Below are 13,135 nucleotides of genomic sequence, written 5' to 3'. Positions count from 1 at the left end.
GGGGCGACGAAGGTCAGTCGGTGCACTTCACGTGCCAGCTCCGCGCCGGCGAGACGTCTGCGCCCCCGGCGCAGCGACTCTGACCCAGGGGCGTCGACGGCCTCAGAGCATCTCGAGTGGCACCGGGTTTTGCGGAGCCGGGAACAGCCGGTCGATCTCCGCCTGGACGTCGGCGGACAGAGTCATGCCCAGCAAGGCGGCGTTCTGGCGGGCATGGCCTGCGGAACCCGCCTTCGGGATCGCCAGCACGTCGCCGTCGCGGATCACCCAGGCCAGCACGAGCTGCGCCGCGGAGAGGCCGCTGTCGACCGCGAGAGCCTGCAGCCGAGGGTCATCGAGCAGCCGAGCCTGCTCGAGCGGTGAGTACGCCATCACCGGAATACCCCGGGATCGCAGGATCGGGAAGAGATCCAGCTCCGGACCGCGGCGAATCGGGTTGTAGAGCACCTGATCGGTCGCGCATCCGTGCGGAAGGTCGGCCATGTCATCCGGACCGAGGTTGCTGACACCCCACGCGCCGATGTCGCCGTCCTTCTGCAGCCGCTCGAACGCGGCGACGGTCTCGTCGAAGGGCACAGAGCCGCGCCAGTGAAGCAGATAGAGGTCGAGACGGTCGGTGCCCAGCCGCTGCAGGCTCGCGTGCACCGCGGAGCGCACACCCGCCTCCGACGCGTTGTACGGCAGCACCTTGCTCACCAGGAAGACCTCGTCGCGCCGGCCGCGGATCGCCTCGCCGACGAGCTGCTCCGAGCGCCCGTCACCGTACATCTCCGCCGTGTCGATCACGCGCAGCCCCGCATCCAGCCCGGCACGGATGGCGGCGATCTCCTCGTCGCGACGCGACGGCTCATCGCCGACGAACCATGTCCCGATGCCGATCTCGGGCACGGTCACACCATGAGGGAATTGGATGCTCATGCCCACAGACTACTGGCCGGGCGCGGCGGTCAGCCCGTGACGAGCTTGGCCGCGAGGTGTTGCGGCAGCGGGTCGTAGCGCAGCCGGTCCCGGCCGAAGGTGCCCGTCCCGTGGGAGACCGACCGCAGGTCGATGGCGTAGCGCGTCAGCTCGAGCGCCGGGACCTCGGCGTGCACGACCGTGCGCCCGACACTGCCGGCCTCGGTCCCGACGACCCGCCCCCGGCGCGTCGACAGGTCGCTCATGACGGCACCGACGTACTCGTCCGCCACGTCGACGTCCACGCGGTCCACCGGCTCGAGCAGGGTGACGGTGGCCGAGCTGGTCGCCTCCTTGAGCGCCAGCGCCCCCGCGGTCTGGAAGGCCATGTCCGAGGAGTCGACGGAGTGCGCCTTGCCGTCGGTCAGGGTGACGCGGATGTCGACCATGGGGTAGCCCGCCAGGGTGCCCTTGGCCATCTGGGCGCGGACGCCCTTCTCCACCGACGGGATGAACTGCCGCGGGACGGCCCCGCCCACCACCTTGTCGACGAACTCGAAGCCCGCGCCCCGCTCCAGCGGCTCGATCTCGACGTGGCAGACGGCGAACTGCCCGTGCCCGCCGGACTGCTTGACGTGGCGGCCCTGGGCCTTGGCCGGGGCCACGAAGGTCTCGCGCAGCGCCACGCGCAGCGGCTCCGCCTCCACGGTGACCTGGTAGCGCTCCTGGAGCCGGCCCAGCAGCACGTCGACGTGGGCCTGGCCCATCGTCCACAGGACCGTCTGGTGGGTCTCGGCGTCGTGGTCGAGCCGCATCGTCACGTCCTCGGCGACGACCCGCTGCAGGGCGCTGGCGAGCTTGTCCTCGTCGGCCTTGGAGTCCGGGTGGATCGCCACCGGCAGCAGGGGGTCGGGGAGCAGCCAGGGCTCCACGACGCACGGGGAGTCCTTGTCCGAGAGCGTGTCCCCGGTCTCGGCGTGCGCGAGCCGGGCCACGATCGCCAGGTCGCCGGCCACCGCGAACCCGGACGACTTGGGGGCGTGCTCGGTGCCGCCGAGCGGCGTGGACAACTGGCCCACGCGCTCGTCCGAGTCGTGGTCGGGGTGACCATCGACCTCCTTGCCGACGAAGGTCGACAGGTGGCCGGCGACGTGCACCACGTCCTCGGCGCGCAGGGTGCCGTTGAAGACGCGGACGAGCGAGACGCGCCCGACGTAGGGGTCCGTGGAGGTCCGGACGACCTCGGCGACCAGAGGTCCGTCCGGGTCGCCGACGAGGGCCTCGATCGGCTCGCCGTCCAGCGAGGTCACCATCGGCAGAGGGTGCCGCGTGGGGTCGGGGAAGGCGTCGGTGAAGATCTCCAGCAGCTCGGGGACGCCCGCCCCCGTCAGTGCGCTGATCGGGATGGCGGGAAAGAAGGTGCCGGCGGCCACCGCGGTCATGAGGTCGGCCCGGATGGTATCGAAGGACACGTCCTCGCCCTCGAGGTAGCGGTCCAGCAGGGTGTCGTCCTCCGACTCGGTGATGATCGCCTCGACCAGGTCGCCACGGACCTCGTCGATGACCTCCAGCTGCTCGGGCGTGGCGTCGCTGATCCGTACGTCCCCGCCGAAGGAGTCGTAGTGGCGGCGGCTGAGCAGCGCCAGCGTCCCGGTGATCGTGCCGTCGTCGGCCTGGACCGGCAGGTACAACGGCTGCGCGTCGCCGAACACCCGCCGGCACGAGTCCACCGTCTCCTCGAAGGACCCGCGCCCTGCCTCGAGCTTGGTCACGACGATGGCGCGCGGCATACCCACGACCTCGCACTCCTGCCACAGCATGCCGGTCGCCGCGTCCACCCCGTCCACCGCAGAGACGACGAACAGCGCCGCGTCGGCCGCGCGCAGCCCGGCCCGCAGGTCACCGACGAAGTCCGGGTACCCCGGCGTGTCGAGCAGGTTGACCGTCGTCCCGTCGACGTCGAAGGACGCCGCGTCCAGCCCGACCGACCGGGTGTCCTCGCCCTTGGGGGTCTCCTTGACGCGGCGCCCGGGCACGCGAGCGGCCACGAGGTGCTCGAACAACGTGCTCTTGCCCGACCCGGACGGCCCCACGAGGACGACATTCCTGATGTCCTCGGGGCGGGCTGGGGCGGGGGAGCCCGCGGCTCCTTGACCCTGGCTGTTGTTAGCGGCCATGTCATCTCACCTGACTTCGTCGTTGGCGGATCGTCACCCCGGCGTGCAGGGTGGGTGGTTCCATACTCAACTCCCGGCGAGCGGTGCCGACAACCGGGGTCCCCCTATGGCTAGGGTGGGGGCACCATGCTGAACCGATTTCGTGCTCTGGCCACCCGGATCTTCACGCCCGTCGCCAAGATCCTGCTGCGCCTCGGGGTCTCGCCCGACGCCGTGACGGTCGTCGGCACGCTCGGGGTGGCGGCGAGCGCGCTGTGGTTCTTTCCTCGCGGCGAGCTCCTCGTCGGGACCCTGCTGATCGCCGTCTTCGTGTTCTCCGACACCATCGACGGGGTCATGGCCCGGCACAGCGGCCGTACCTCCAGCTTCGGCGCCTTCCTCGACTCGAGCCTGGACCGGATCGGTGACGCCTCGATCTTCGGCGGGCTCGTCCTCTACTACGCGTGGCGGGGTGAGCGCGTGCTGACCTGCGTCGCCCTCGCCGTGCTCGTGCTCGGGATGCTCGTGTCCTACGTCCGGGCGCGGGCCGAGGGCCTCGGCATGACGGCCAGCGTCGGCGTGGCCGAGCGCGCGGACCGGCTCGTGCTGATCCTGGTCGCGACCTTCGTGACCGGCACCGGCCTGTGGGAGCCCATGGTCGCGGTGGCGCTGTGGGTCCTCGCCGTCCTGTCGGCGATCACGGTGCTGCAGCGGATCCTCGTGGTGCGCACCCAGGCCCTCGCCCGGGGCTGAGGCCGTATGCCGAACCGCCTCGCCGACCGGGCCACCGTCTGGGCGTTCCGTGCCGGCTGGCGCGTCGTGCGCCTGCTGCCCGCCCGGGTCGCCTACGCCGCCTTCGACCGGGTCGCCGACGTCACGCACCGCCGGGACGGGCGCTCGGTGCAGCGGCTGCGGGCCAACTACGCGCGGGTGCGGCCCGAGCTGACGGCGACCCAGCTCGAGACGCTCGTCGGCGAGGGGATGCGCTCCTACCTGCGGTACTGGTGCGACGCCTTCCGCCTGCCCGACCTCACGCCGCAGGTGCTGCACGAGACCGTGCGGGTCGTCGGCGACGAGGGGGTGCGGGCGTCGCTGCGCGAGGGGCGCGGTGCAGTGATGTTCCTCGGCCACCTGGGCAACTGGGACCTCGCGGGGGCCTGGTCCACGCACGAGCTCGCGCCCGTCACGACCGTGGCGGAGCGCCTGCGCCCCGAGGAGGTCTACGAGGCCTTCGTCGCCTTCCGCGAGCGGCTCGGCATGCGGATCCTGCCGCTGACCGGTGGGCCGCCGGCCATGCCCGAGCTCGTGCGCGCGCTGCGCGCAGGGGGTTTCGTGCCCCTGCTCGCCGACCGAGACCTGACCGACCAGGGCGTCACCGTGACCTTCTGCGGGCGCGAGGCCCGGATGGCGCCCGGCCCGGCCGCCCTCGCCGTCGCGACGGGGGCACCCCTGCACCCCGTCTCGGTGCACTACGAGCGCCGGCGGGGACCGGGCGGGACCGGCAGCGGCCACGACGTCGTCGTGACCTTCCACGAGCAGGTGCCCGTGCCGGAGACGGGTCGCACGAGGGACAAGGCCGCGGCCATGACCCAGAGCTGTGCGGCGGCGCTCGAGGCGGCGGTCGTCCGGCATACGGCCGACTGGCACATGATGCAGCGGGTCTTTGCCGAGGACGTGCGGTGACCTCGCTGCGCGTCGGGATCGTCTGCCCGTACTCCTTCGACGTGGCTGGGGGGGTGCAGTTCCACGTGCGCGACCTGGCCGGGTGGCTCCTGCGCGAGGGGCACGCGGTGTCGGTGCTGGCGCCGGCCGACGAGGACACTGTGCTGCCGCCGTACGTCGTGAGCGCCGGACGCGCTGTCCCCGTCAAGTACAACGGGTCCGTGGCGCGGCTGAACTTCGGGCCGGTGACGGCCGCGCGCGTCGGTCGCTGGCTCGAGGACGGCGCCTTCGACGTGGTGCACATCCACGAGCCGATCACCCCGTCGATCGGCACCCTCGCCCTCTGGCAGGCCGAGTGCCCGATCGTCGCGACCTTCCACTCCTCGCAGGTGCGCTCGCGGGCGATGCAGACCGTCTATCCCGCCTTCCGCCCGTCGCTGGAGAAGATCCTGGGCCGCATCGCGGTCTCCGAGGACGCGCGCCGCACCGTGACCACGCACTACGGCGGCGACGCCGTGGTCATCCCCAACGGCGTCTACGTCGACCGGTTCGCGGCAGCGCCCGTGCGGCCCGCGTGGCAAGGTTCGCCCGAGCGGCCGACCATCGCCTTCCTCGGCCGGCTGCAGGAGCCGCGCAAGGGCCTGCCGCTGCTGCTCGAGGCTCTGCCCGCCATCACCCGCGCGGTGCCCGGCGTGCGGCTGCTCGTCGCGGGGCCGGGCGACCAGGAGGCCGTGCGCGCGGCGGTGCCCGACGGGTGCAGCGTCGAGCTGCTCGGGGCGGTCTCCGACGACGACAAGGCCGCGCTCTTTCGCTCCGCCGACCTCTACGTCGCCCCCAACACCGGCGGCGAGAGCTTCGGGATCATCCTGGTCGAGGCCATGGCCGCTGGGGCCCCGGTGCTGGCGTCGGACATCCCGGCGTTCGTCCGCGTGCTGGACGGGGGCCGGGCCGGAGCGACCTTTGCCAACGAGTCGAGCGGGTCCCTGGCGGAGGCCGCCGTGGCGCTGCTGGCGGACCCCGCTCGGCGCGCGGAGCTGTCCCGGCTGGGGCAGGACCGGGCCCGGCAGTTCGACTGGTCCGTGGTGGCCGACCAGGTGCTCGCGGTCTACGAGACCGTGTTGCTCGGCGCCCCCGCGAAGCCGCGTGGCGCCGTGTCGAGGCGGCTGGAGGGCCTCGGCCGAAGCCTCACCCAGGGCCTCGGTGACAGCCTCGGCCGCGGGGCGAGGCGCTCCTGATGCCCGTCCCGGTCATCACGGTCATCCCGGTCATCGCGGTCATCGCGAGGTTCCTCGGCATCCCCGAGGTGCCCAGCATCCCCGGGCCGCTCGTCCTCCTCGGGCTCGCGCTGGTGCTGCTGGCCTGGCGGCTGACCTACACCGCGGCGCGGCTGGACCGGCTGCACGCGCGCGTGGAGGGCGCGCTGGTCGCGGTCGACGCCCAGCTGGTGAGACGCGCCGAGGCGGTGCAGGAGCTCGCCGGGTCGGGCCTGCTGGACCCTGCCACCTCGCTGTTCCTCGCCGCGGCGGCCGCCGAGTCGCTCGAGCTCGAGGACGAGCCGGTCGACGCCCGCGTCGAGGCCGAGACGGACCTGTCCCAGGCCCTGGACCTCGCCCTGCCGCCCGAGACGGTCGACGGGCTGCGCCGCGACGGTGACCACGGCGGGCGCGTGCTCCTCCAGCGACTCCGCAGCTCGTGCACGCGGGTCCAGCTGGCGCGGCGCTTCCACAACGACGCGGTCGTGGACGTGCAGCGGGTGCGTCGCAAGCGCCTCGTGCGGGCCTTCCGGCTCGCCGGGCACGCCGAGCTGCCGCGGACCGTCGAGTTCGACGACCGGCTGCCGTCCGCGCTGGAGTGACCGGCCGATGCGGGCGTGGCGCCTGGTTGGACCTACGATGACGCCGACACCGACGTCGACACAGCAGTCCTCGAGCTAAGGCAGCCCCATCGCGATGAGCACCACCGAGTCCACCCCTGCGACCACCCCCTCCGTCCCCAGCGCCGGCACCGGCACCACCCGCGTCAAGCGCGGCATGGCCGAGATGCTCAAGGGCGGGGTGATCATGGACGTCGTCACGCCGGAGCAGGCCAAGATCGCCGAGGACGCCGGCGCCGTCGCGGTCATGGCGCTCGAGCGGGTCCCCGCCGACATCCGCGCCCAGGGTGGCGTGTCGCGCATGAGCGACCCCGACATGATCGACGGCATCATCTCCGCCGTCTCCATCCCCGTCATGGCCAAGGCCCGGATCGGTCACTTCGTCGAGGCCCAGGTGCTGCAGTCGCTGGGCGTCGACTACGTCGACGAGTCCGAGGTGCTCACCCCGGCGGACTACAGCAACCACATCGACAAGTGGGCCTTCACCGTCCCCTTCGTGTGCGGGGCGACCAACCTGGGCGAGGCCCTGCGCCGCATCACCGAAGGCGCCGCCATGATCCGCTCCAAGGGCGAGGCCGGCACCGGTGACGTCTCCAACGCCACGATGCACATGCGCAAGATCCGCAGCGAGATCAACCGGCTGCAGTCCATGGCCGCCGACGAGCTGTACGTCGCGGCCAAGGAGCTGCAGGCGCCCTACGAGCTCGTGCGTGAGGTCGCGCACGCCGGCAAGCTGCCCGTCGTGCTCTTCACCGCCGGCGGCATCGCCACCCCCGCCGACGCGGCCATGATGATGCAGCTCGGCGCCGAGGGCGTCTTCGTCGGGTCCGGGATCTTCAAGTCCGGCAACCCGGCCGAGCGGGCGGCGGCCATCGTCAAGGCCACCACCTTCTACGACGACCCCGACACCATCGCCCAGGTCTCCCGCGGCCTCGGGGAGGCCATGGTCGGCATCAACGTCGATGACATCCCCGTGCCGCACCGCCTCGCCGAGCGCGGCTGGTGAGCTGAGCGCGACGAGCTCCTCACCTCGCCTCGGGGCGGGGTGAGGAGCCCCGGACGCGGTGCACGGCGGTGACGGTCAGGGCGGAGCAGGTCGTGACCCGGGCCGGTCTGGTCAGTCCGCGGCGGCGGGGCCGTGAGGTCCTGTATGCCCGAACCCCGCTGGGCGACGACTCGTGGCGGGCGCGGTCGTCGTCATACGAGCAGGGACACTAGGGTGGCGCGGGTGACCGCCCCCACCCGCATCGGAGTCCTCGCCGTCCAGGGGGACGTGCGCGAGCACGTCCACGCCTTGGAGTGCCTGCGCGTGCAGGCCATCACCGTCCGCCGGCCCGAGGAGCTCGACGAGCTGGACGGGATCGTCATCCCCGGTGGCGAGTCCACCGTCATGGACAAGCTGGTCCGGGCCTTCGGCCTGCAGGGCCCGTTGCAGGACCGGATCACGGCCGGTATGCCGGCCTACGGGTCCTGCGCGGGCATGATCATGCTCGCCGACCGCGTGACCGACGCGACGGCCGACCAGCAGACGCTGGGCGGCATGGACATCACGGTGCGGCGCAACGCGTTCGGGCGGCAGGTGGACTCCTTCGAGGCGGATCTGTCGGTGCCGGCGATCCGGGACGGGGTGGCCGACCCGCTGCGGGCGGTGTTCATCCGGGCGCCGTGGGTCGAGGACGTGGGGAGCGAGGTCGAGGTGCTGGCCAGCGTGCCGTCGTCGGTCCAGGGCGACGCGGCGGGCAAGGTCGTGATGGCGCGGCAGGGCCCCCTGCTGGTCACGAGCTTTCACCCCGAGGTCACGGGCGACCTGCGGGTGCACGAGTACTTCGTCGACCTGGTGCGCGGCGCGTAGACTGGGCCAGTTGCCACGCCGGACACACGAGGAGCTTACGTATGAGCGGCCACTCCAAATGGGCCACCACCAAGCACAAGAAGGCGGCGATCGACGCCAAGCGCGGCAAGCTGTTCGCCAAGCTGATCAAGAACATCGAGGTCGCGTGCAAGTCCGGCGGCGCCGACCCGGCCGGCAACCCGACGCTGTACGACGCGGTCCAGAAGGCCAAGAAGAACTCCGTCCCCAACGACAACATCGACCGCGCGCTCAAGCGCGGCTCCGGTGCGGAGTCCGGCGGCGCCGACTGGCAGACGATCATGTACGAGGGGTACGCCCCCAACGGCGTCGCCGTGCTCATCGAGTGCCTCACCGACAACCGCAACCGGGCCGCCACCGAGGTGCGCGTGGCCCTGACCCGCAACGGGGGCAACCTCGCCGACCCGGGCTCGGTCGCCTACAACTTCTCCCGCAAGGGTGTCGTCGCGGTGCCCAAGGCCAACAAGGGCCGGGACCTGACCGAGGACGACCTGCTCGAGATCGTGCTGGACGCCGGGGCCGAGGAGGTCAACGACGAGGGTGACACCTTCGAGATCATCTCGGAGGCAACGGATTTCGTGGGCGTGCGCAAGGCCATCGAGGAGGCCGGGCTGGAGTACGAGTCGGCGGAGGCGTCGTTCGTGCCCAACCTCAAGGTCGACCTGGACGCCGACGGCGCCACCAAGATGATGAAGGTCGTGGACGCGCTCGAGGACAGCGACGACGTGCAGAACGTCTGGACCAACGGCGACATCAGCGACGAGGTGGCTGACGAGCTCGGCCTGAACGACGAGGACTGACGACAGCGCGAGGACACGAGCGACGTAGGAGCGAGGCCCGGAGCGCGGAGGAGGTCCGACCAGAGGGTTCGAGGACTGACGACAGCGCGAGGACACGAGCGACGTAGGAGCGGGGCTGGGGCGACGGGGGTCGTGCCGGCCCCGCTGGCGTGTGCCTGGGTGTCCCTGGTCTGGGGTTCTGGCGCCCGTCTTAGGTCGCCGCGTCGGTCTCGTGCTGCAGCCCAGGACGTGGGATGGCAGGCCAGGCAGGGGATGGCGGCGGAGACGGGCGAGGGATGGCCCGCGCGGCGAACGTGTGTTCGGAGCCTCGGTGTGTCCCGCCTAGCCTGACGGTGCGCACGGTGGAGACTGTCGGTGCGCACGGTGAGACCGTCGCGCGAACGATCGGCGAGAGGGGTGACGGCATGAGGGTGCTCGGGGTCGACCCTGGCCTCACCCGCTGCGGTGTCGGCGTGGTCGAGGGGGCCCCGGGGCGACCCCTGCGGCTCGTGGCCGTCGGGGTGATCCGCACCCCCAGCGGTGACCCGCTGCACCAACGGCTGCTGACGATCCAGACCGAGCTCGAGGACTGGCTGCACGACCACGACCCGGACGCCATCGCCGTGGAACGCATGTTCGCCCGCGGCGACGTGTCGACGATCATGGGGACCGCCCAGGCCAGCGCGATCCCGATGCTGGCGGCTGCGCGCCGCGGCCTGCCCCTGGCGCTGCACACGCCCTCGGAGGTCAAGGCGGCCGTCACGGGCAACGGTCGCGCCGACAAGGCCCAGGTCACCAGCATGGTGATGCGGGTCCTGGGCCTCGACGAGCGACCCACCCCCGCGGACGCCGCGGACGCCCTCGCCCTCGCCATCTGCCAGGTATGGCGGGGAGGGGCGGCGTCACGGCTCGCCGACGCCGTGACCGACAACCGCACGACCGAGGCGCTGGACGCGGCCCGACGCCGTCAGCCCGCCGCCCCCAACCGGTGGCAGCAGGCCGTGGCGGCGCACCGCGCGAGCGGCGGGTCGGCTCACCCGGCGGTCGCGGCCGCGCGGCGGCAGGCGGTGCAGCGGGGGACCGCGCGATGAGCCGGCCGCTGCGGCATACGACCCATCAGACCGGACCACAGGAGAGCTCATGATCGCGTCCGTCTCGGGCACCGTGCTGACCGCCCGGCTCGACCACGTCGTGGTCGAGGTCGGGGGTGTCGGCATGCTCGTGCACACGACCCCCGCCACGGCGTCCGGGCTGCGGGTGGGGCAGCAGGCGCGCCTGTCGACGAGCCTGGTGGTCCGGGAGGACTCGTTGACGCTCTACGGCTTCGGCGACGACGACGAGCGGGCCCTCTTCGAGCAGGTCCAGACCGTGAGCGGGGTGGGGCCCAAGGTGGCCCTCGCGATCCTGTCGGTGCACGCCCCTGACGTGGCGCGCGCGGCCATCTCCGGGGGCGACATCGTCGCGCTGACCAAGGTGCCGGGCATCGGCAAGAAGGGCGCCGAGCGCATCGTGCTGGAGCTGCGCGACAAGGTGGGCGCGCTTCCGGGCGCGGCCACGAGCGCGGGTGTCGCGCCGACCGCCGGTGGGACCCAGCCGCAGGTCGTGGAGGCACTGGTCGGGCTCGGCTGGAGCGCCAAGCAGGCCGAGGACGCCGTCGGGCGCGTCCTCAAGGCCGGCGAGGCTCCGGGGACCACGAGCGAGATGCTGCGCGCCGCGCTGCGCGAGCTGGGGCGCTGACCCGTGGCGGAGGTGTGGGAGAGCGGGCCCGGCGACCCGTTCGACGACGGCAGCTACGACGCGACCGCGCGGGTCGTCGACGCCCGGGGCAACGACGACGAGCAGCGGGTCGAGGCGGCGCTGCGGCCGAAGCGTCTGGCCGACTTCCCCGGCCAGCCACGCGTGCGCGACCAGCTGTCGCTCGTGCTCGAGGCAGCCCGGCGTCGCGACGCCGTGCCCGACCACATCCTGCTGTCCGGGCCCCCAGGCCTCGGCAAGACCACCCTGGCGATGATCGTCGCGGCCGAGCTCGAGCGGCCGATCCGGGTCACCAGCGGCCCCGCCATCCAGCACGCCGGTGACCTCGCTGCGATCCTGTCCAGCCTGGCCGAGGGGGAGGTGCTCTTTCTCGACGAGATCCACCGGATGGCGCGACCGGCGGAGGAGATGCTCTATCTCGCGATGGAGGACTTCCGGGTCGACGTGATCGTCGGCAAGGGCCCGGGCGCGACCGCGATCCCGCTCGAGCTGCCCCCCTTCACCGTGGTGGGGGCCACCACTCGGGCCGGTCTGCTCCCGGCGCCGCTGCGCGACCGCTTCGGCTTCACCGGGCACCTCGACTTCTACTCCGCCGACGACCTCGCTGCCATCCTCGGGCGCTCCGCGCGACTGCTCGGCGTCGAGGCCCTCGACGACGGCATCGCCGAGATCGCCGGGAGGTCCCGGGGCACGCCCCGCATCGCCAACCGCCTGCTGCGGCGGGTCCGCGACTGGTCGCAGGTGCACGGACGCGGTGTCGTCGATCTCGAGGCCGCGCACGAGGCGCTCGCGCTCTTCGACGTCGACGCGCGCGGCCTGGACCGCCTCGACCGGGGCGTGCTGGAGCTGCTGTGCACGCGCTTCGGCGGCGGTCCCGTGGGCCTGTCGACCCTCGCGGTCGCCGTCGGGGAGGAGCCGGACACCGTCGAGACCGTCGCCGAGCCCTATCTCGTGCGCGAGGGCTTCATGGTCCGCACGCCTCGAGGCCGGGCGGCGACGGCGCTGGCGTGGCAGCACCTCGGCCTCGCGGCCCCGCCGGATGCGCCAGGCGCAGCGGTGACCCAGCAGCTGCCCCTGGACGGCGAGGGACGGTTCGCCTGAGCGCGTGGTGATTGGGTGGGGACAGACCCGACACGTAGACTGCCGAGAGGAATCCTCCTCGTTGCACCACGTGTCAAGGTCGCCACCCTGCGTCATCCCAGGCCGGCGATCTTGTCAGACCATCCGATCGAGAGAACGTGTCGATGATCTCTGCCACCCCGTTCGTCGCCGCTGCGGCGCAGAACGACCAAGGGGCTCTGTCCTACCTGATCTTCCTGCTCCCCGTGCTCATGCTGGGGTGGTTGTGGTGGACGACGCGCCGGCGCCAGCGGGAGGCGGCCACCCGTGCCGAGTCGCTCCAGCCGGGCCAGCGGATCCTCACCGCCTCCGGCATCATCGGGACCCTCGTGTCCCGTGGTGGCGGCATCGCGCAGGTCGAGGTGGCCGACGGAGTGGTGCTGACCCTCGACGAGCGCGCCCTCATGGGCGAGGCCCCCGCTGCCGGCGGCGCTACGACGACCCGCGCCGAGGGCACTGACTGATGGCCCGCAACCCTCGCACCAGGGGAGCCCGCCGGACCCTGGTCTGGTTCGCCACGCTCCTGCTCGGCCTCGCGGCGCTCCTCGCCGGGGTCCACACCTGGGGCACCGCCCAGCTCACCCCCAAGCTCGGGCTGGACCTCGCCGGCGGCACCCAGGTCGTGCTCGCCCCGCAGGTCGAGGGCAATCGCGCCCTCGACGAGTCGACCATGAACCAGGCCGTCGACATCATGCAGAAGCGCGTGGACGGGTCCGGTGTCGCCGAGGCCGAGGTGTCCACCCAGGGTGGCCGCAACATCGTCGTGTCGCTGCCCAAGGGCACGCCGCAGGAGACGGTGGACTCGCTCAAGAAGTCCTCGATGATGCGCTTCCGGCCGGTCCTGGTCGAGGGTCCCGGCTCCACGCAGCCCGCCCCGACCCCCACCGGGACCGCGACGGCCCCTGCCTCCGCGCCCGCGACCGGTTCGGCGTCGGCGGCGCCGAGCGCCCCGGCCAGCGCGAAGGCCACCGCTACCGCGACCGCCACGCCCAGCGGCGCACCCGCCGTCGTGCCTCCCGCCGCC

The 13,135-nt window shown here is 72.6% G+C and carries 13 protein-coding genes and 1 pseudogene; 12 read left to right on the top strand and 2 right to left on the bottom strand.

Annotated elements, in window-relative coordinates; genetic code table 11:
• Positions 1 to 102: 102 nt before the first annotated feature.
• Both GGG17_RS00605 and GGG17_RS00600 read right to left on the bottom strand, forming a co-directional pair.
• A complete protein-coding gene (locus GGG17_RS00605) occupies positions 103 to 918 on the bottom strand; it encodes an aldo/keto reductase (protein ID WP_154591883.1) in 816 nt (271 codons plus the stop codon).
• 29 nt (positions 919 to 947) lie between these two features.
• Positions 948 to 3,074 (bottom strand): elongation factor G-like protein EF-G2, encoded by a 2,127-nt coding sequence (locus tag GGG17_RS00600; protein WP_154591882.1) that lies wholly within the window; start codon positions 3,072 to 3,074, stop codon positions 948 to 950.
• Between the two features lie 126 nt (positions 3,075 to 3,200).
• Here GGG17_RS00600 and pgsA point away from each other — a divergent pair, with 126 nt between their 5' ends.
• From pgsA to GGG17_RS00540, 12 genes and pseudogenes are all read left to right on the top strand, one after another.
• Positions 3,201 to 3,806 (top strand): phosphatidylinositol phosphate synthase, encoded by a 606-nt coding sequence (gene pgsA / locus GGG17_RS00595; protein ID WP_154591881.1) that lies wholly within the window; start codon positions 3,201 to 3,203, stop codon positions 3,804 to 3,806.
• A 6-nt stretch (positions 3,807 to 3,812) separates the two neighbouring features.
• Complete coding sequence (locus GGG17_RS00590) at positions 3,813 to 4,736, top strand: phosphatidylinositol mannoside acyltransferase (protein ID WP_154591880.1); 924 nt, start codon at positions 3,813 to 3,815, stop codon at positions 4,734 to 4,736.
• A gap of 5 nt (positions 4,737 to 4,741) precedes the next feature.
• Positions 4,742 to 5,950: a glycosyltransferase family 4 protein gene (locus GGG17_RS00585; protein ID WP_154591944.1), complete on the top strand. Its 1,209-nt coding sequence runs from the start codon at positions 4,742 to 4,744 to the stop codon at positions 5,948 to 5,950.
• Complete coding sequence (locus GGG17_RS00580) at positions 5,950 to 6,570, top strand: hypothetical protein (RefSeq protein ID WP_230082561.1); 621 nt, start codon at positions 5,950 to 5,952, stop codon at positions 6,568 to 6,570. Before GGG17_RS00585 ends, GGG17_RS00580 begins: the two co-directional genes overlap by 1 nt.
• 94 nt (positions 6,571 to 6,664) lie before the next feature.
• Positions 6,665 to 7,594: a pyridoxal 5'-phosphate synthase lyase subunit PdxS gene (pdxS, locus tag GGG17_RS00575; protein ID WP_154591879.1), complete on the top strand. Its 930-nt coding sequence runs from the start codon at positions 6,665 to 6,667 to the stop codon at positions 7,592 to 7,594.
• 222 nt (positions 7,595 to 7,816) lie between these two features.
• Complete coding sequence (pdxT, locus tag GGG17_RS00570; protein WP_311966319.1) at positions 7,817 to 8,440, top strand: pyridoxal 5'-phosphate synthase glutaminase subunit PdxT; 624 nt, start codon at positions 7,817 to 7,819, stop codon at positions 8,438 to 8,440.
• 41 nt (positions 8,441 to 8,481) lie between these two features.
• Positions 8,482 to 9,258 (top strand): YebC/PmpR family DNA-binding transcriptional regulator, encoded by a 777-nt coding sequence (locus tag GGG17_RS00565; protein ID WP_154591877.1) that lies wholly within the window; start codon positions 8,482 to 8,484, stop codon positions 9,256 to 9,258.
• A 404-nt stretch (positions 9,259 to 9,662) separates the two neighbouring features.
• Positions 9,663 to 10,328: a crossover junction endodeoxyribonuclease RuvC gene (locus tag GGG17_RS00560; RefSeq protein ID WP_154591876.1), complete on the top strand. Its 666-nt coding sequence runs from the start codon at positions 9,663 to 9,665 to the stop codon at positions 10,326 to 10,328.
• A 49-nt stretch (positions 10,329 to 10,377) separates the two neighbouring features.
• Complete coding sequence (gene ruvA / locus GGG17_RS00555) at positions 10,378 to 10,974, top strand: Holliday junction branch migration protein RuvA (protein ID WP_154591875.1); 597 nt, start codon at positions 10,378 to 10,380, stop codon at positions 10,972 to 10,974.
• Positions 10,975 to 10,977: 3 nt separating this feature from the next.
• The gene (gene ruvB, locus GGG17_RS00550; RefSeq protein ID WP_311966318.1) at positions 10,978 to 12,093 is read left to right on the top strand and encodes a Holliday junction branch migration DNA helicase RuvB; all 1,116 of its coding nucleotides are present in this window, start codon (positions 10,978 to 10,980) and stop codon (positions 12,091 to 12,093) included.
• A 143-nt stretch (positions 12,094 to 12,236) separates the two neighbouring features.
• Positions 12,237 to 12,575: a preprotein translocase subunit YajC gene (locus GGG17_RS00545; protein ID WP_154591874.1), complete on the top strand. Its 339-nt coding sequence runs from the start codon at positions 12,237 to 12,239 to the stop codon at positions 12,573 to 12,575.
• Positions 12,575 to 13,135 (top strand): annotated as a pseudogene (locus GGG17_RS00540) (protein translocase subunit SecD); the annotation flags it as partial. The gene GGG17_RS00545 and the pseudogene GGG17_RS00540, both read left to right, overlap by 1 nt.

This window comes from Arsenicicoccus cauae, assembly GCF_009707125.1.
In the GTDB taxonomy this organism is placed as follows: domain Bacteria; phylum Actinomycetota; class Actinomycetes; order Actinomycetales; family Dermatophilaceae; genus Arsenicicoccus; species Arsenicicoccus cauae.
Note: the sequence above shows the minus strand (reverse complement) of the source record. Positions and strands in the feature narration are given on the sequence as shown.